Source organism: Acinetobacter sp. RRD8, from assembly GCF_031844225.1.
Lineage (GTDB): Bacteria > Pseudomonadota > Gammaproteobacteria > Pseudomonadales > Moraxellaceae > Acinetobacter.
Genome location: NZ_JAUZUU010000011.1, coordinates 69,457 through 87,259, shown reverse-complemented (window position 1 = coordinate 87,259; position 17,803 = coordinate 69,457). Strand labels below are relative to the sequence as shown.

15 protein-coding genes are annotated in these 17,803 nt (G+C 45.0%); 2 read left to right on the top strand and 13 right to left on the bottom strand.

Translation table 11 applies throughout. From position 1 onward, the window contains the following. Window positions 1–82 precede the first annotated feature (82 nt). Window positions 83–532, top strand: a complete 450-nt coding sequence (cynS, locus tag Q9R24_RS11080; protein ID WP_004280338.1) for a cyanase — start codon at window positions 83–85, stop codon at window positions 530–532. A gap of 299 nt (window positions 533–831) precedes the next feature. Here cynS and Q9R24_RS11075 read toward each other — a convergent pair whose 3' ends face one another. The 13 genes from Q9R24_RS11075 to nirB all read right to left on the bottom strand — a co-directional run bounded on the left by Q9R24_RS11075 (window position 832) and on the right by nirB (window position 16,721). Beyond that, the gene (locus Q9R24_RS11075; protein WP_071851172.1) at window positions 832–2,181 is read right to left on the bottom strand and encodes an MFS transporter; all 1,350 of its coding nucleotides are present in this window, start codon (window positions 2,179–2,181) and stop codon (window positions 832–834) included. Between the two features lie 329 nt (window positions 2,182–2,510). Further along, window positions 2,511–3,152, bottom strand: a complete 642-nt coding sequence (locus Q9R24_RS11070) for an ATP-binding cassette domain-containing protein (RefSeq protein ID WP_005096928.1) — start codon at window positions 3,150–3,152, stop codon at window positions 2,511–2,513. A 1-nt stretch (window position 3,153) separates the two neighbouring features. Beyond that, a complete protein-coding gene (modB, locus tag Q9R24_RS11065) occupies window positions 3,154–3,837 on the bottom strand; it encodes a molybdate ABC transporter permease subunit (RefSeq protein ID WP_005096929.1) in 684 nt (227 codons plus the stop codon). 6 nt (window positions 3,838–3,843) lie between these two features. Beyond that, window positions 3,844–4,608 (bottom strand): molybdate ABC transporter substrate-binding protein, encoded by a 765-nt coding sequence (gene modA, locus Q9R24_RS11060; protein ID WP_005251840.1) that lies wholly within the window; start codon window positions 4,606–4,608, stop codon window positions 3,844–3,846. Window positions 4,609–4,655: 47 nt separating this feature from the next. Next, the gene (locus tag Q9R24_RS11055) at window positions 4,656–5,897 is read right to left on the bottom strand and encodes a molybdopterin molybdotransferase MoeA (RefSeq protein WP_311204451.1); all 1,242 of its coding nucleotides are present in this window, start codon (window positions 5,895–5,897) and stop codon (window positions 4,656–4,658) included. Then, window positions 5,894–6,817: a bifunctional molybdenum cofactor biosynthesis protein MoaC/MoaB gene (gene moaCB / locus Q9R24_RS11050; protein WP_114541242.1), complete on the bottom strand. Its 924-nt coding sequence runs from the start codon at window positions 6,815–6,817 to the stop codon at window positions 5,894–5,896. Before moaCB ends, Q9R24_RS11055 begins: the two co-directional genes overlap by 4 nt. A gap of 70 nt (window positions 6,818–6,887) precedes the next feature. Next, window positions 6,888–7,430: a molybdenum cofactor biosynthesis protein MoaE gene (locus Q9R24_RS11045; RefSeq protein ID WP_114541241.1), complete on the bottom strand. Its 543-nt coding sequence runs from the start codon at window positions 7,428–7,430 to the stop codon at window positions 6,888–6,890. A gap of 1 nt (window position 7,431) precedes the next feature. Further along, entirely contained in the window at window positions 7,432–7,698 is a 267-nt protein-coding gene (locus Q9R24_RS11040; RefSeq protein ID WP_114541240.1) for a MoaD/ThiS family protein, read from the bottom strand. 2 nt (window positions 7,699–7,700) lie between these two features. Continuing rightward, a complete protein-coding gene (gene moaA / locus Q9R24_RS11035; RefSeq protein WP_311204450.1) occupies window positions 7,701–8,726 on the bottom strand; it encodes a GTP 3',8-cyclase MoaA in 1,026 nt (341 codons plus the stop codon). A gap of 230 nt (window positions 8,727–8,956) precedes the next feature. Continuing rightward, the gene (locus Q9R24_RS11030) at window positions 8,957–9,583 is read right to left on the bottom strand and encodes an NTP transferase domain-containing protein (protein ID WP_311204449.1); all 627 of its coding nucleotides are present in this window, start codon (window positions 9,581–9,583) and stop codon (window positions 8,957–8,959) included. After that, window positions 9,580–12,357, bottom strand: a complete 2,778-nt coding sequence (locus Q9R24_RS11025; protein WP_311204448.1) for a molybdopterin-dependent oxidoreductase — start codon at window positions 12,355–12,357, stop codon at window positions 9,580–9,582. The genes Q9R24_RS11030 and Q9R24_RS11025 overlap by 4 nt, the downstream gene beginning before the upstream one ends. Window positions 12,358–12,539: 182 nt before the next feature. Then, on the bottom strand, window positions 12,540–14,150 hold the full coding sequence (nirD, locus tag Q9R24_RS11020; protein WP_004280358.1) for a nitrite reductase small subunit NirD: 1,611 nt from the start codon (window positions 14,148–14,150) through the stop codon (window positions 12,540–12,542). 24 nt (window positions 14,151–14,174) lie between these two features. Continuing rightward, window positions 14,175–16,721 carry a nitrite reductase large subunit NirB gene (gene nirB / locus Q9R24_RS11015; RefSeq protein ID WP_311204447.1) on the bottom strand — a complete coding sequence of 849 codons (2,547 nt, stop codon included), beginning with the start codon at window positions 16,719–16,721 and terminating at the stop codon, window positions 14,175–14,177. A 503-nt stretch (window positions 16,722–17,224) separates the two neighbouring features. Between nirB and Q9R24_RS11010 the strand changes: the two genes are divergently transcribed. After that, a complete protein-coding gene (locus tag Q9R24_RS11010; protein WP_004280362.1) occupies window positions 17,225–17,803 on the top strand; it encodes an ANTAR domain-containing response regulator in 579 nt (192 codons plus the stop codon).

Here is a 17,803-nt window from a genome sequence, read left to right as displayed (position 1 = left end):
ATTTCATCCTTATAATTATATTGGCACAATCTCTGCATTATCTATAGCGGTCATTTTTTAAATATAGCTATTGGAGAAGATTATGATTAGCCATCGTCAACAAGTGACAGACATGATTATTTCAGCGAAAGTTTTAAAGTCTATCAAATGGGCAGATGTCGCTGAAACAATAGGCCTTTCTAAAGAATGGGTGACAGCCGCATGTTTGGGTCAGATGGCTTTTAATAAAGAACAGGCAGAAAAAATTGGTGAAATATTTGGATTGACTGATGAAGCCATCGCCTGGCTGCAAATCGTACCCTATAAAGGTTCTCTGCCAACTAGCGTGCCGACAGATCCGCTGATTTATCGCTGGTATGAGGTTGTCAGCGTCTATGGTATGACTATTAAAGAACTGATCCATGAAGAATTTGGTGATGGAATTATGAGTGCAATTGATTTCAATATGGATATTCAACGTGAGAATAATCCAAACGGAGATCGGGTGAACGTCGTATTATCCGGAAAGTTTTTACCTTACAAAACCTATTAATTTATCATTCTAAAAATAAAAGCCATTTTGAAAATGGCTTTTATTTTATCTGCACTCATTAAATTCATTTATTTTTTAAAATCGTTATTAAAATATATATAATTTTTTCATCTCAAATTAAACTTACAACCTATAAATAATTTTATTTTTATTCGATGAATTCAATCCTCCTGTCCTGTTTAAATAATACTTTCCCATCCTGAATATTGGGTTCATCATTTTATTAGTGAGTTAGCAAAAACAACAAAAAGGATATTGCTATCCTTTTTGTTCATTCATTTTAAATCAGGAATGTAGTGTTATTGCTGTGCTTCCGCCAGATGACGTTCATTTACTGCCTGTTCATATAACAGCTGTTCTTTTTCTTTATGTTCGACAGAGAAGCGGATCATCAACACACAACTTGCAGCAATCACCACCAAGCTACCCAGTACCATCAAAGTGGTTTGAATATCCAGCATGCCTTTTAACAGGAAACCTGCAGCTACCGCGCCGACATTGCCACCTGCTCCAATAATACCGGCCACACCACCCAAGGCATCACGGTCGATAAAAGGTACCAGTGCATAGGTAGCGCCACATGCCATATGAGTAAACAAGGCAAAGATGGTCATTGCCATGATCGCCAAGGTTGCACTATTCATTTGCGAAAACAGAATAAGAAACAGACCTTCCAGCATGATCAAGGCAAACAGGACTTTGGTTCGACCATCCAGACCTTTTTGAATCGCAACTTTGTCTGAAACAATGCCACCCAAGGCACGGGCAAACAATGCCAGTAAACCAAAAATCCCGGCAGCCATGCCTGCTTCTTTTAGGCCAAACTGGAAGTTGTCGACAAAGTACAAGGCAATAATGTTATGGATGAAAATTTCAATACCAAAACAGGCTGCATAAGCTCCAAACAAAATCCACACACGGTAGTTACGTGCGGCATGCATCAAGATTGCAAGGCCGCCTTTTTTATCGCTACCAACAGAAATACCTTCAGCACGGAGTTCTTTAAAATTGCCTTGTGGACAGTCTTGGGTGAATTTCCAGTACAGTACACCGACAATGATCATCAGAATACCAGGAACCAGAAGTGCAATTCTCCATCCCATTGCCTGTTCTACACCGAACATCACCAAAGCAGCCAGCATTAAAGGCATCAGGGCTTGAGTCGCACCGCCACCGGCATTCCCCCAACCTGCTGTAGTTGCATTTGCCGTTCCCACCACATTTGGCGCAAACATGATACTGGTATGATATTGAGTAATCACGAAGCTGGCACCGATGGCGCCAATCAATAAACGGAAAAACAAGAAAGATTCATAACTGTTGGCCGACGCCACACCAAACACCGGAATACTGCCAATAATCAGTAAGGCGGTATAGGTTTTACGCGGACCATATTTATCACACAATGGCCCCACGATCAGACGCACCAGAATGGTAATCGCGACTGCGGCAATATTGATATTGGCGATCTGCTCTTTGGTCAGGCTGAATTCACCGGCAATGACGGGCATTAAAGGTGCACAGGCAAACCATGCAAAAAAACAGACAAAAAAAGCGAGCCAACTCATATGGAAGGCCCGCATCGCTGAACTACTGAAATTAAATAGACTTATTTTTGTTGCTTTATTGAGACTTGTATTTGAAGACATAGCCATTTCCTTACCAGAACTGAACGTATTTAAGTCACTGTGATGCCGAGGCATATCAGTAACGATCAGAACGGACGTCATTGGCCGTCATACAAATGTTGAGTCTTCTTTGACTTTAATCAGATATATGCATAGGTCATGCCAGATTATTTTTAACATAAAATAAACTATTCTTTTATATAAAATAATTTTTATTTCACTTTCAAATTTAGACTTTTCTTTCTTAAAAATAGAGAGAAAAATAGATATCTTCTGAGAAATTATGAGCAAAACAGCGATAGGATGACCTGCCCGGAGTCATTGCTGGTTTAAATCGGTGCAGGGCTGGATCAAATAATTTTTCCCTTTTCAAAATGCAGCAGTTGTGCCTGTAAATACGCCACTTCATCTACATGATGAGTCACATAAATCATGGGTAAATCTGTTTGATGAATCACAATTTTCAGAAAAGGTAAAATCTGGTTTTTCAGCTTTTGATCCAGTCCATTTAAAGGCTCATCCAAAAGTAATAGGTCGGGAGAAGATAAAAGTGCACGACCGATAGAAACGCGCTGTGCCTGTCCACCAGAAAGCTGATGCGCCCGATGCCGAAGTAGTGGCTTTAATTCGAGTAACTCCACAATGTCTTCAAACGTAAATTTCTGCTGACCTTTATTTTTTATATTTAGCTGTTCTGCATATTTCAAATTCTGCATGACATTCAGATGCGGAAACAGTAGGGCTTGCTGAAAAATCAGGGCAATTTTTCTTTGATGAACAGGAATATTCAGTTTCTGCTGATGATCAAATAATATTTTTTGCTGAAAATGAATAAAGCCTTGTGATGGTTTTAATAGCCCTGCAATATTTTTTAAAAAGGTGCTTTTCCCACTTCCTGAGGCTCCCACAATACCAATCAATTGTGTCTGCATATCCAGACTGGCCTGTAGCTGGAAATTTGCGTAATTAAACTGAAAATCACACTTCAGCATCTTAGCCCTCCAATTTACGTTGATACTTCTGCATGATCCAGTAATTTGCAATCAAGGCAGAAAAAGCCAAAATCAGAGATAAAATGACCAGACGCATGGCCATGCTTTCTCCATCAGGCTGCTGTAACAGACTATAAATGGCGATGGGAATCGTGCGGGTTTCTTCTGGAATATTGCCAACAAAGGTAATGGTGGCACCAAATTCTCCGAGACTGCGGCTGAAACATAAAATGCTACCGATTAAAATTCCAGGCAAAGCCAGAGGCAGGCTAATGCTACAGAATACCCGCCATGGTGTGGCGCCCAAAGATCCTGCCACCTGTTCTAACTGCCGGTTGATCATTTGAAAAGACAAGCGAATTGGTTGAACCATTAAAGGAAATGCCACAATCATTGCTGCCAGTACCGCACCTTTCCAGTTAAATATCAGCTGAATTCCCCATTTATGTAGATATTGCCCTAACATCCCCTGATGACCAAACAGCAGGAGCAGAAGATAGCCCAGTACCACCGGCGGTAGCACCATGGGCATCTGCAATATCGCCTCTACAAGAAATTTGGCCCTGAATTCATAACGCGCCAGTAACCATGCTACGGCGATAGCAAATGGCAGACACACCGCTGTGGCAAAGCCCGCTACTTTGGCTGAAAGCGCTAAGGCACTCAGTTCTTCTGGTGTAAGCATGAGCAGTTAGCCTACCTTAAGCTTAAAACCATATTTCTGGAAAATCTGCCTGGCCCTTGGACTCGTCTGGATAAATTCAGAAAATTGGACTGCTGCCTGATTTTTCTGGCCCTGCCGGGTTAAAGCGATTGGATACACAATCGGACGATGTGTACTGGCTGGAAATACTCCTGAAATTTTAACTTTTTTACTCATCAAGGCATCAGTTCTATACACAATGCCGACCTGACATTCGCCACGTTCTACAAAAGCCAAGGTTGAACGAACGCTATCCGTACCGACTATTCTGCCCCGAAGCGGATTCAACCACCCTAGCCGGGTTAAGCTTTGCTTGGCATATTTTCCGGCAGGCACCGATTCCATTTGTCCGGTACATAGATAGCCTTGAAAGGCTTTAGCAAGATTAAAGTCGGCTGACATTTTAAAATGATTTTTTTGCTGAATAGGACTAATCAATACGAGTTCATTCAAAAGCAAAGGTCGAATCTGACCGATCTGAATTTTTTGTTTCTTGATCAGATCATTCATCCAGTCCAGGTCTGCAGAGAAAAATAGATCACTGCTGGCTCCCGCCGCAATTTGTTTCGCCAATACCGAAGACGCAGCAAAAACCGGAACGATCTGGATGTCCCGATGCTGTTGCTCATATAGTCTGGAAATATCAGTAATCGCATTGGTCAGGCTGGCTGCGGCATATATTTTAACTGTTTCGGCATACAGCATGGGGCTAGTCAACAGCACGCCAGTGAGTAGAACTTTGAATAAATCCATCTTTCTCATTCTATGTGATTCGAATATTGAGAATTGCGACAGGCATTTCAAATCAGTAAACCTTGTACCACATGCCCGGCTTGGATTTCTGTTGCTGCCGGAATACGTACCAGACAATTGGCCTGCATCAGATTACTCAACATATGCGACTGCTGTTTCGCCAGGCTTTTGAGCTTTAAAGTACCCTGATCAAATTCTGCAGCCATTCTTAAAAAACGTTCACGTGCATCCGCTTTCAAATCATGCGTCATCACCGCACTAAGCCATGCAGGTGACTGCTTTTGCCCTTGTAAGGCATTCAGTAAAGTTGCCGTATAGATTTGCATCCCGACATACACAGCAGCCGGATTTCCCGGCAAACCCAAGAGATAACAGTAACCTTGATCATCTCGACGATACTTGGCAAATAACATTGGTTTTCCGGGCTTCTGCTTCACTTTCCAGAAAATCTGCTCAAAACCCTGCTCCAGGGCAACAGGACGAATGAAATCATAATCACCCACCGAAACCCCGCCTGTGGTCAATATGAAGTCGTATTGGTTTTTAAGACGATGTATTAACGTTTGCAGCTCATACTCATTATCTGAAACATGCAGAATATCTACGTTTTGACCCTGTGATTGAAACCAGGCCTGAATCAGTGGAGCATTGGCGTCAAAGATTTTTCCGGAATTCAGGTCTTCAATGCTGGAAGCGACTTCATCTCCAGTAATCACAACAGCAACTTTAGGATAACGATAGACTGAAACCTGCTTTACGCCTGCCATGCTCAAAGCTGCAATTGCACCTACATGCAGTTTTTGACCTGCATCTGCCAGACGCTGCCCTTGTGCGATTTCCTCGCCTGCATCACGTATATCCGTATGAGGCTTTAGGTCTGTTGTAATAATGATTTGATTGGCATGGCATTTGACAATTTCCTGACGGGCGACCGTTGTAGTTCCTGCTGGAATCCTGGCACCGGTAAAAATCCGGACCGCCTGACCTGGCCGCAGTTCAATTTCAGTACTTTGCCCTGCCCGAATCTCTCCAATGAGTTCAAAAGTGCTGTGAGCACTAACATTTTCTGGACTGCAAAGCGCATAGCCATCTACAGCACTTTGTGAAAACAGCGGCAATGGTATGGCCGAATCAATCGCCTCTGCCAGATAGCGATTCAGAGCCCGAGCAAGCGGCAGGCTTTCAGCTACCAAGATATGCGTCTGCTCAAGTAACATCTGCAGTGCCTGATCAACAGAAATCAGTCCCGGTTCAGCACCGCAGGCTGAATGTGATAGTGCCTGATTCATTGATAGCCCCCCGCATGTGGGATATTTTTTTGCACATCAAACAAGTGCACCAAAGCCGGAAGTACCGCGATCAGAGATTCTTTCGCACCCTGACGACTTCCCGGTAGGGTCATCACCAGACTGTTCTCAATATAGCCAGCCACGCCACGACTTAATGCCGCATAAGGTGTACGTTTCTGCCCAAAACTACGTGAAGCTTCCATCAAGCCTGGAATTTCCCGTTGCAGCAAAGGTTGCAGAGTCTCAACTGTCAGGTCTTTAGGACCCAATCCAGTACCGCCCACAGTTAGAATCAGCGGATACTGATTTTTCTGCTGTTCAATCAGGGTCAATAGCTGTTCTGGGCTATCGGGAATGACCTGATAATTAATAGCGTCAAAATTAGCCTCTTGCAAAATTTCCAGTACGTTTTGTCCGGCAGTGTCCGGCTTTTTACCTGCTGCAACCGTATCGGACAGTACAATAACTGAAGCGGACAGACTCTCTTTAAGTACGCGGGTAAAATGTGATTTTCCGCCTTTTTTCTGCTGCAACCTGCATTGATCCAGCGACAAATCTTCCGGTTCACAATGCGGCTTCAGCATGTCATACAAGGTCAGACCTGCCAGACTGACTGCGGTCAAAGCTTCCATTTCCACACCAGTTGGTCCAATGGTTTCAACGGTAGCAATAATTTCGATATGTGCATCACACAGTTCATATTCCACATCGGCACGATAAATCGGTAATGGATGGCACAATGGAATCAGCTCATCGGTCCGTTTGGCACCTAGAATGCCGGCAATGCGTGCTGTTTTCAGGGCATCACCTTTTTCAGTATTGCCATTACGTAGCAGCTCAATGCAATGTGGCGGTGCATGCAGGATTCCAGTGGCAATTGCTGTACGGTAACTTTCTGCTTTCATCCCTACATTTTTCATGATTCATCCCAGGCTAATTTTTAAAATCTGTTTTAAAGTGATTCATCTTATGCATCCTCATTGGACGCATTTAATTAGATGGTGATTGGCAAGCGTGTTCTGCTACATGGTGATGGTGACAATGCGCTTCTTCTGCATGATGAGAGTGATTAGTTTCAGGTCCATGATCTTTTCGAATACAACAGCCTTCCACATACTGGCTGCTACCATCCAGATAAAACTCTTCTTTCCAGACCGGAACCTCATGCTTCACCCGTTCCACAGCTTCCTCACAGGCAGCGAAGGCCTCACGACGATGGGCCGCATAAGCCATAGCAATAATGGCTGTTTCCCCAACCTCCAGCTCACCAATACGGTGCACTACCCGCACATAAGACACCTGGTATTTGATCTGGATCTGCTGTTCAATTTCACGAATCATTTTTTCAGCCACAGGCGCATAGGCGGTATATTTCAGGGCACGCACAGCTTTCCCCTGATGATGGTTACGTACTGTTCCGACAAAGATGCCGATTCCACCACATTCCGGAAAATACTGAATACCATCAAAATCCTCCATCCTGAAAGCAGTCTGCTGGATTCGGGCAAATTGTTTTAATGGTTTGAGTTGCATCTCAGCCTCCTGCTACCGGCGATAACAGCACCAGCGTACTGTCCCGATTTAAAACATTCTGTCTGGAAATAATGTCTTCACCGATTGCACAGGCGCAGCGTTCCAGCATGGTCTGTATATCAGGATAAATGGATAGCAACTGGTTCAGGACTTCAGAAACATGAATTTCAGACTCGCATTGCAAATTTAAATCTGCTGGAAGTTGTCGTTCAATCGCACCGAAGGCTTCTATTTTGATATGAATTAATTTTTGCTGAGTGAGAGACATATTTATCCTCCAATGCTGTGCATGCTGATTTTGCGGATCGGCTTTTGTATTGGTGATTGCTGGATCGCATGGAAGCCGGCCTCTTTATGCCAGATATAAGCGTGGAGCTTGTGTTGAAATGTCTGTGTGGCGAAATGATCCAGCGCCAGTTGTTCGATATCTGCCTTAAGGTTCAGGCCTTGTCTGGCAAATAAACAGTTATAAAATTCACCTTGGGCATTGAGGCGCAGACGGTCACAATCACCGCAAAATGAATGGGTAATGGTAGAAATAATACCCAAAGGCTGCCCATTGACCAGATAGCCACGGGCTGGATTGGCGCCTTGACCTTGAGATACCTGGACATCAAATTCAGTTTTCAGTTGATCCAGGATGTCCTGCTCACTGATGACATCAGACGGATTCCATTTCTGATCGCCATCGAGGGGCATAAACTCAATAAAACGCAGTTCTACAGCCTGATACTGTGCCCATTTTACGAGAGGAATAATCTGATTGTCATTGATGCCTTTGATGAGCACACTATTTATCTTGACGGACAACCCTGCCTGCTGCGCGGCAGAAATACCTTGAAGTACAGGCTGTAACTGTTTTTGGGTCAGTTGCTGAAACTGCTTTGGATCAAGACTGTCCAGACTGATATTCAGGTCGTCCAGTCCTGCCTGTTTAAGCGGCTGGGCATAATCTTTTAAATAATGGCCATTGCTGGTCATGGAAATACGTTTAAGGCCAAAGGCTTTCAGCGTCTGTAAGCGGGCAATAAAATGAACGATGCCTTGGCGCATCAACGGTTCGCCCCCCGTCACCCGGATCTGCTCAATCCCGTGTCGCACCATAAACTCGCAAAAAGCATACAGGGCTTCAAAACTGAGCAAATCTTTTTTATTCATCCATTCCGGATGTTCAGGCATGCAATAGCTGCATTTGAAATTACAGCGGTCAGTCACTGATATTCGCAACTTACGTTTCTGGCGTCCAAACTGATCCTGAAAGATACTGCGAGATGCTAAAACTTTCATGCTGTTCATTGCTGCGGTCCATGATGAGATCTGCACGGTTATTTAACAGTCTTGATTTACTGCCCTATTTCTTCACAATGAATGAGCAATAAGTGTTCCAACTTTGCACAAATTTATTTTTAAATAATATTAATGGATAATATTTGTTCTTTTTTAGTCCGAAATTTTGTTCGAAAAATAAAAAAAGCAATATTTTGGTGAGCCAGAATATGATGATTCGGCTTTTAGCATTTTAAATGCTAAAGAAAGTTAAGCTGTTGATGCTGCTGTAGCTCGTCAAATGAATTAATACTGTGGAAAAACAGGGCACGATTTTTAAAACTTGCCCGCTGCATATGCATGTCAGCAAAACAGAGTTTTAAACTGTGCTGATCATTTTCAAGATGTTGTATAAGAGTGGGTAAGCTGCTGCGTTTCATCAGACAGAATGGAAACAATGCCTTTTCATTGATTTCAACTACCGCCACTTCACATAAAGGATGTCGTTGCAGGGCCTGATGTAAACGTGAAATGACCTTTTTGGGAATATAGGTCACATCACAAGGCACGAACAGCACATAATCAGATTGTACATGTGACCATGCGCTCTTCATGCCCATCAATGGTCCATGAAAGCCGGGTTCATCGTCCTGATAAAAGTCGATCGAAGGAATCATCCGTTTATAAATGGAATGATCCCGATGGCTATTGACCCAGACTTTTTTTGCCCGGGACTTCAACTGCTGATGGATTTTAATGAGCTGGATTTCATCATCAAATTTGTGCAGCAATTTATTGATGCCATTCATGCGCCGCGCTAAACCTCCGGCCAGGATCACCACGTCAGTTTCCGGATAAGACACCGTCTTCATCACTCTTCTTTTCATTCTATGTACTCCGTCTGGCAGGCCTTAATCAGGCCTCTAATTTCTGGCAAACATGAACCACAATTTCCTCCAGCTTTTAGACATGCAGTCACCTGTTTTTCATGCGTGATATTTTTATCTTTAATGGTTTGAATAATTCGGTTCTTGCCGACCTTAAAACAGCTACAGACCAATGGTCCTTCACTATTTCCCATCGACATGGCCTGACCTGCCAGCAATGCTTTACGATGCAATGCACTCAGACGTTCACGTCTAAACAGGCCTGCCACCCAGTCACGATCTGGCAATAGTGCCGCCGGTGCGATATAAAAACTGGCAATTAACTGGCCATCCTGAAGCACTACACTATGACTGATATGCGCCGTTTGATCTTCGAGATTCAGCCATTCAAAGCTTTCATCATCAAAGGCTAACAAGCTCTTGATCTGCCCGGTGATCTCAGAAAAACGGCGCCGGTCTGCCAGTTCATAACGGATGGCCTGAGTGGTTTGAATTTTGTTCCACCACACCATATTTTCAATCATGGTCTGGATCTGTTGTTCAAAGCCTTCCCGTACATACAGCACGCCCTGCCACTGAGTATAAAATGGCTGGATCATCACCGGAGTATGCTTAAACTCTGGCTCGCCGGAAATCGGGTCAATCACCGGATTCACCACTTTGCCAATCCGCGCATCGGACGCAAACTGGTCGTTCCAGTGAATCGGTGCAAAAATCTGGCCACGTCGCATATTTTGTGAAAATTGCACACGGAGTACACAACTTCCCCAAGCCGATTTCACCTCGACCAGCTCGGCATCTTTCAGGCCATATTTTAGCGCATCGTGCGGATGCAGCTCACAATAAGGCTCGGCACGATGCTGGGATAAACTGGCAGATAATCCGGTACGGCTCATGGTGTGCCATTGATCGCGAATGCGTCCGGTATTCAAGATCAGAGGATATTCAGCAGAAATAGCATGTACCGGATCGGCTGCAACTGTTGGCACCAATCTGGCTTTGCCATCTACATGACTAAACTGGCCTTGACTAAATAGTTGACCAATCTGATGAACTTCTTGCTTATCCCAGACCGGCCACTGAATCGGTGTCAGATGCTGATATTCCACAAAACCGAGTTGAGTTAAACCTTGCAGGTTGAAATAGCGGAAATTTGGCGTATCTGCGCGTTGCGAAAGTGAACCATTCTGATAGGCAGATAAACGGGCATGTTCCAGAAAAATGTCATGGCTATTGCTAAAGTCAAAACCGCGAAAACCTAAGACCTGAGCCACCCGAGAAATGGCCCACCAGTCTGCTTTGGCTTCACCCGGAGCCGGCAAAAAAGCCTTTTGCCGGGAAATACGGCGCTCCGAATTGGTGACTGTGCCATCTTTTTCGCCCCAACCCAATGCCGGTAACAGTACATCGGCATATTGCGTGGTATCGGTGTCGAGACAAATATCGGAAACGACCACAAATTCACACTTTTCCAGAGCGCGTTTAACCTGATCTGCATCGGGCAAACTCACGATCGGATTGGTGGCCATAATCCAGATGGCCTTGATTTTCCCGCTTTCAACCGCTTGAAATAAATCTACCGCTTTTAATCCGGGCTGCCGCGCGATGACCGGGCTTTGCCAGAAATCCTGCACCAGTTGCTGATGCTGCGGATTATCCAGATCCAGATGACTGGCCAGCATATTGGCCAGCCCCCCGACTTCCCGTCCGCCCATCGCATTCGGCTGTCCGGTCATGGAAAAAGGTGCCGAACCGGGTTTGCCTATTTTTCCTGTCAATAAATGACAGTTGATAATGCTATTGGCTTTGTCTACTCCTTGAGAGGATTGGTTTACGCCCATGGAAAACAGGCTCATGATTTTTTCGGTTTGGGCAAATTTCTGAAAAAATAAGGTTAATTTTTCAATAGCAATACCAGTACGTTTTGCCACACTTTCAATCGATGACTCTGTCGAACTGCTGGCAAGCGCCTGCTCCAGACCTTGAGTATGTTGGGTAACAAAATCCAGATCGGCATGACCATTTTGCTGAAGATACTGCAACAAGCCATTAAACAGCGCGACATCCTGACCTGGTAAAATCGGCAAGTGTAAATCTGCCGCTTCACAGGTTGCAGTAAAGCGCGGATCAATCACCACCACGAATAAATCCCGCTCTTCCTTGGCTTTCATGATGCGCTGATAAAGCACCGGATGGCACCAGGCAGTATTGGAACCGACCAGAACCACCATTTCTGTCTGCTCAAAATCTGTATAGCTGGCTGGTACCAGGTCTTCGCCAAAAGCCCGTTTATGTGCCGCCACAGCAGATGACATGCACAGTCTTGAATTGGTATCAATATTGGCAGTACCCAGATAGCCTTTTACAAACTTGTTCACCACATAATAGTCTTCAGTCAAAAGCTGGCCGGAGACATAAAAGGCGATGCTGTCGCGTCCATATTGATCAATACATTGCTGAAATTTATTGGCAATACTAGAAATGGCATGATCCCAAGTGCTTATTTGCCGCTGTTCTTTTCGACCTGTCATCGGATGCAGAAGCCGGGTTTTTAAGCCAAGTGTATCGGCAAGATGACTGCCTTTAATACACAACTTGCCCAAGTTCGCAGGATGCTGAACATCGCCTTCAATCTGAACCTTTTCACCCATCGGGGTTTGGCTTACGTGCGCGATGACGCCACAGCCTACTCCACAATAAGGACAGGTCGTCTGAGTAGTTTTTATTTGGGATTCAGTAGAGCTATCTAGTTCCATAACCGGAATACTATTCATTGCTGCTGTGCTCCTTAATCATCCAAATTCACGTGTTTCACCAAAACGCTGATATCTAGTTTTTACAGGTTTGATTTAAATATTTTCTATATCTCAAAAGTTTTAATCCTCCCCAACCCTCCTTTAGCAAAGGAGGGAGGTTCCCCTCTTTTTCAAAGAGGGTTTGGAGGAGGTTTATCCGATTACCCTGCCTTTTTTAATGCAAAATCCCGACCAAAAAGCAGTTTGCTGCGGATATTACTAATTGGTGTCTGGTCTGCAATCAGTTCTGCATACCAAGCCCCATCTTCGGTATCGCCAAATAGCACCGCACCAATGACCTTGTCCTGCTGAATAATGATCCGTTTATAGATCTGACGTTTTTCATCATTCAGCACGATATCTTCAAAATCATCCTGAGGTTCGAAATTGCCTGCCGAGAAGACATCACATCCACTGACCTTGAGTTGGGTCGGAACAGTCGGTGCCTTAAAGGTCAGTCGGCCATGTTCAGCCAGATGCGTCGCACAGATAAAGGCCTGTCCCCATAATGGCTCAACCAGTCCAAAGGTCTGACCACGATGCTCAATACATTCACCTACCGCATAAATACTTGGGTCATAAGTCTGCATGGTGTCATTCACCAGCACCCCACGATTGCAGCGCAAGCCAGCCTGCTCAGCCAAAGTTTTATTTGGTCGAATCCCGACGGCAAAGACCACCAAATCGGCATCCAGCACTGTCCCGTCTTTTAAACGCAGTTGAGTCACGTGACCATCAATACCGAGAAGCTCTTCGGTGTTGGCTTCGGTAATGATCCGGATACCTTTATCTTCAATTGATTTTTTCAGCATTTGACTGGCTTTCATATCCAGTTGACGATCCATAATACGGTCCATCAGATGCAGCACAGTTACATTCATCCCCTGCTGCTTCAGTCCATAAGCTGCTTCTAGACCCAGCAACCCACCTCCAATCACGACGGCATTTTGCTTGGTTTTGCAGTAATCCAGCATGCGGTTAACATCCTGAATATCCCGGAAGCTAATCACGCCTTCAAGTTCAGCACCCGGAATAGGTGGCATGAAGGGTTTGGAACCAGTGGCGAGAATCAGACGATCATAAGCAACGACTTCGCCTTTTTGGGTGTGGACCTGTTTACGCGAACGGTCGATAGCGATGGCAGCATCCCCAGCAATGAATCGAATGCCTTTTTCAGCATACCAGTCGGCTGAATGCAGCATAATTTCGGCAAAGCTTTTCTCACCAGACAATACCGGTGACAACATGATCCGGTTGTAATTGCCCCATGGCTCTTCCCCAATCACGGTAATGTCATAACGATCTGGCGCCATATCCAGCAAGTCTTCCAGACAACGCATACCCGCCAGTCCATTCCCGATCAGTACCAGTTTTAAGCGCTCTGTGTTTTGACCATTACTGGAAATATAAGTTTTTTGTGGAGTCGGACTCACCAGAACTTTGCCATTTTCAATTCGGGTTGGAAATACCAGTAATTTCTGCTCTTGTTCTTCCAGACAACGACCGGTCACCAGACTGAAATGCTGCTTGTAAATTGGGGATGCGACTACACGCTCACCTTGCAGATCACCCAGAATGCCACGTGCCATGACATTGGCCAGACTAAACGGATCCTGATTGCTGAGTGCATAAACCCGCTGTTCCTGACCCACGCGAAAAATTGCAATCTGCTGATCTTCAATCAGGGCTGCCACACCGGTATTCGGAGTGATCTCATCCAGATTGCAGACTTCGTACCAGTTCAGTTCGTTCATGTCTTTTAAAATTGTCATTTTCATTCTCCCTGACTGTGGTATTTAGGCTTCAACCACTGGAATACGGTTTAAATCACGTTCAGCTTCTGTCTTTGGACGAATCTGGCCACGTACAGGCGCAAACTGAATATGCGGGTCATTCTGCTCGGCTACTTTGGCATTAATAAAAGTCTTAAAGCGTTTGCGCACTTCAGGATCTTCAATCGCAGTGCGCCATTCATCCTGATAAGTGCCAATCACATGCTGCATACGGCTTTCCAGTTCAGCGGCAATGCCGAGCGAATCATGCACAATGACATCTTTCAGATAGTCCAGCCCGCCTTCCATATTGTCACGCCACACACTGGTGCGCTGCAGACGGTCTGCTGTCTGGATATAGAACATAAAGAAGCGGTCGATATATTTGATGAGTGTGGGAGTATCCAGATCCGAGGCGAGCAGTTCAGCATGGCGCGGTTTCATGCCGCCATTTCCGCATACATATAGATTCCAGCCTTTTTCCGTGGCAATGACACCGACATCCTTGCTCTGTGCTTCTGCACATTCACGGGTACAGCCGGATACTGCCATTTTGGTTTTATGGGGTGAACGCAGGCCTTTATAACGATTTTCCAGGAAAATCGCCAAGCCGACAGAATCATCGACTCCAAAACGGCACCAGGTACTACCCACACAAGATTTCACCGTACGTAAGGATTTGCCGTAAGCATGTCCGGACTCGAAACCGGCATTGATCAGTTTTTCCCAGATTTCAGGCAGTTGATGTACCTGCGCACCAAACATGTCAATTCGTTGTCCGCCCGTGATTTTGGTATATAGACCATAATCTTTGGCGATCTGACCGATGGTAATCAGACCATCCGGGGTAATCTCGCCGCCTGCCACACGTGGCACAATCGAATAGGAACCATCTTTCTGGATATTGCCGAGGTAGTAGTCGTTGCTATCCTGCAAACCGGCATGACTTGGTTTCAGAACAAAATCATTCCAGCAGGATGCCAGAATATTGGCTACAGTCGGTTTGCAGATATCACAGCCCATGCCGTGCCCATGTTGCTGAATCAGGTCAGAGAATGTCTTGATCTCATGCACACGAACCAGGTGATACAGTTCCTGACGTGAATAGGCAAAGTGTTCACACAGGTGATTGTTCACCGTGACACCCTGACGCTGTAATTCAGATTTGAGAACCTGCGTTACCAGTGGCGCACAGCCACCGCACGCTGTTGCAGCCTGCGTGCATTTTTTCAATGCACCCAATGAAGTTGCACCGCCATCAATGGCTGAACAGATATCAGCTTTGGAAACGTTATTACATGAACAGATGGTCGCACTGTCAGGCAATAAATCGATGCCACTGCCACCTGATTTGGAGGTTGACTGATCAAAGCCCGGCATGATCAGGCTTTCCGGTTGCTCCGGTACCGCCAGACCATTTAGCATCATTTGCAGGAGATCACTATATTCTTTGGCACAGCCCACCAGCACCGCGCCCAGCAGCCTGGTCTTATCTGCTGACACCACGATTTTTTTATAAACCTGCGCGGCTTCATCAGCATAAAAATAGCTCAAAGCACCTGGGGACATGGCATGTGCATCACCAATAGAAGCAACATCCACGCCCATCAGTTTGAGCTTGGTACTCATGTCCGCACCAGCGAATGCATGACTTTCTTGGCCTAGGACATGTTTTGCCGCGATCCGCGCCATGTCATAGCCTGGTGCAACCAGACCATAAATTTTATTGTCCCAAAGTGCACATTCACCAATGGCATAAATGTCCGGATGTGAGGTCTGGCAATAATCATTAATGATGATGCCGCCACGCTCACCAATCAGTAAACCACTTTGGCGCGCCAGTTCATCACGCGGACGAATGCCGGCCGAGAACAGGATGATATCGGTTTCAAGCACCGAACCATCTCCGAACTTCATTACATGCTGAGTGCTGTCACCATCTTCAATACTTGACGTGGCCTTTTGAGTATGTACCTTGACACCAAGGTCTTCAATTTTAGAGCACAGTACCCGGCCGCCCAGATCATCAATCTGCACCGCCATCAGACGCGGAGCAAATTCTACGACATGGGTTTCCAGATTCAGATCTCGCAGGGCTTTCGCTGCTTCCAGCCCTAGCAAGCCGCCGCCAATCACTACGCCAGTTTTGGCATTCAGACTGGCTGCACGAATGGCATCCAGATCTTCAATGGTACGATAAACAAAGCAATTCTGACGGTCATTGCCCGGGATTGGTGGCACAAAGGCATAAGAACCGGTAGCGAGAATCAACTTGTCAAAACTCAGCACATCACCCTGGCTGGTGGTGACGGTTTTATGGAGCTGATCAATTTCAACCGCTTTAGTATTAAGTCGCAAATCAATGCCATAAGCATCGGCAAAATCACTACGACACAGACTCAGATCCTTGACCGACTTGCCGCTGAAATATTCGGTCAAATGTACCCGGTCATAAGCTAAATGTGGCTCTTCTGCCAAAATGGTCAGCTCAATGTCATCACCGGCCTGTTCCAGTACAGATTCGATGAATTTATGCCCCACCATGCCATGCCCAATCATGAGAATTTTCATATCTGCACTCCAACTATTGTTTTTTTAAAGATGATAAAAAGCCGCATATCACGTCTAGGCATTGATATGTCTGCTGATTGAATATGTTGTAAATACCGCAACCCAGCGCTTTGTAATGCTGGAGGAAGGGTTGAAACGCTTGTGCGTTTTGTATTGCTGAACAACTGACCATGTCATTTATCCTGTGCTGAACGAAATACCAATCACACTCCTTGAAAGTGCAATTACGATCAGAACGGACATCGTTGGCCGTTGTTAGTATTGAAAGTCATCTTTGACGATTTAATAAATGCAGAAATCGTGCCAACTTTTCCAATAAGAAAACGCCTTATTTCAGGCAGATGATCTACCTAAACGCTTCATTTTGATCAGCCATCAGCTGAAATCCCTAAAGCTATGCACTAAATTGAACAGAAAAATAGAATTTTATGCACCAATTTAATGGCATGTTTTTTGCTTTACTCCTGCTTGAATATTCCTTAGGCCTTACTTGAAAATATTCCATGTCCAAATTACGAATTGCTCTTATTGATGATGATCTGGAGCGCGCCCAATTCATCCAGGAATCCTTACTTTCACATGATTTTCAGGTGGTGGCCTGTTTAATCCTGAATGACCTGAATATGGTGCATGTCAAAGGTATTCATGCAGATGTGATCCTGCTGAATATGGATCATCCGCATCGGGATATTATTGAAAGCTGTGTCAGTCAATATGAACTTCCCACCGTGCTGTTTACCCAAAACTCTAATAAAGACACCATCAAAAGTGCGATTGATGCCGGAATCACGGCTTATATTGTCGATGGTATTGATCCCACCAAACTAGAAAGCATTCTGGAAATTTCAATTGAACAGTTTCGCAAGCATAAAAAGCTGCTGAATGATTTAAAAGAAACCCAGGACAAACTGATTGACCGTAAAGATATCGATAAAGCCAAAGCGTTGCTCATCCAGCTGCATGCATTAACGGAAGAGCAAGCTTTTGCTTTATTGCGTAAAAATGCCATGAGTCACCGGATTACCATTGGTGAAATGGCCAGACGCTTACTGGATGCACAGAAGCTGTTATTGGGCCAATAA

What these genes read in the sequence shown, in the direction of transcription:
- cynS (WP_004280338.1), top strand. Translation starts at nt 83, where the DNA reads ATGATTAGCCATCGTCAACAAGTGACAGACATGATTATTTCAGCGAAA.
- Q9R24_RS11075 (WP_071851172.1), bottom strand. Translation starts at nt 2,181, where the DNA reads ATGTCTTCAAATACAAGTCTCAATAAAGCAACAAAAATAAGTCTATTT.
- Q9R24_RS11070 (WP_005096928.1), bottom strand. Translation starts at nt 3,152, where the DNA reads ATGCTGAAGTGTGATTTTCAGTTTAATTACGCAAATTTCCAGCTACAG.
- modB (WP_005096929.1), bottom strand. Translation starts at nt 3,837, where the DNA reads ATGCTTACACCAGAAGAACTGAGTGCCTTAGCGCTTTCAGCCAAAGTA.
- modA (WP_005251840.1), bottom strand. Translation starts at nt 4,608, where the DNA reads ATGGATTTATTCAAAGTTCTACTCACTGGCGTGCTGTTGACTAGCCCC.
- Q9R24_RS11055 (WP_311204451.1), bottom strand. Translation starts at nt 5,897, where the DNA reads ATGAATCAGGCACTATCACATTCAGCCTGCGGTGCTGAACCGGGACTG.
- moaCB (WP_114541242.1), bottom strand. Translation starts at nt 6,817, where the DNA reads ATGAAAAATGTAGGGATGAAAGCAGAAAGTTACCGTACAGCAATTGCC.
- Q9R24_RS11045 (WP_114541241.1), bottom strand. Translation starts at nt 7,430, where the DNA reads ATGCAACTCAAACCATTAAAACAATTTGCCCGAATCCAGCAGACTGCT.
- Q9R24_RS11040 (WP_114541240.1), bottom strand. Translation starts at nt 7,698, where the DNA reads ATGTCTCTCACTCAGCAAAAATTAATTCATATCAAAATAGAAGCCTTC.
- moaA (WP_311204450.1), bottom strand. Translation starts at nt 8,726, where the DNA reads ATGAACAGCATGAAAGTTTTAGCATCTCGCAGTATCTTTCAGGATCAG.
- Q9R24_RS11030 (WP_311204449.1), bottom strand. Translation starts at nt 9,583, where the DNA reads ATGAAAAGAAGAGTGATGAAGACGGTGTCTTATCCGGAAACTGACGTG.
- Q9R24_RS11025 (WP_311204448.1), bottom strand. Translation starts at nt 12,357, where the DNA reads ATGAATAGTATTCCGGTTATGGAACTAGATAGCTCTACTGAATCCCAA.
- nirD (WP_004280358.1), bottom strand. Translation starts at nt 14,150, where the DNA reads ATGACAATTTTAAAAGACATGAACGAACTGAACTGGTACGAAGTCTGC.
- nirB (WP_311204447.1), bottom strand. Translation starts at nt 16,721, where the DNA reads ATGAAAATTCTCATGATTGGGCATGGCATGGTGGGGCATAAATTCATC.
- Q9R24_RS11010 (WP_004280362.1), top strand. Translation starts at nt 17,225, where the DNA reads ATGTCCAAATTACGAATTGCTCTTATTGATGATGATCTGGAGCGCGCC.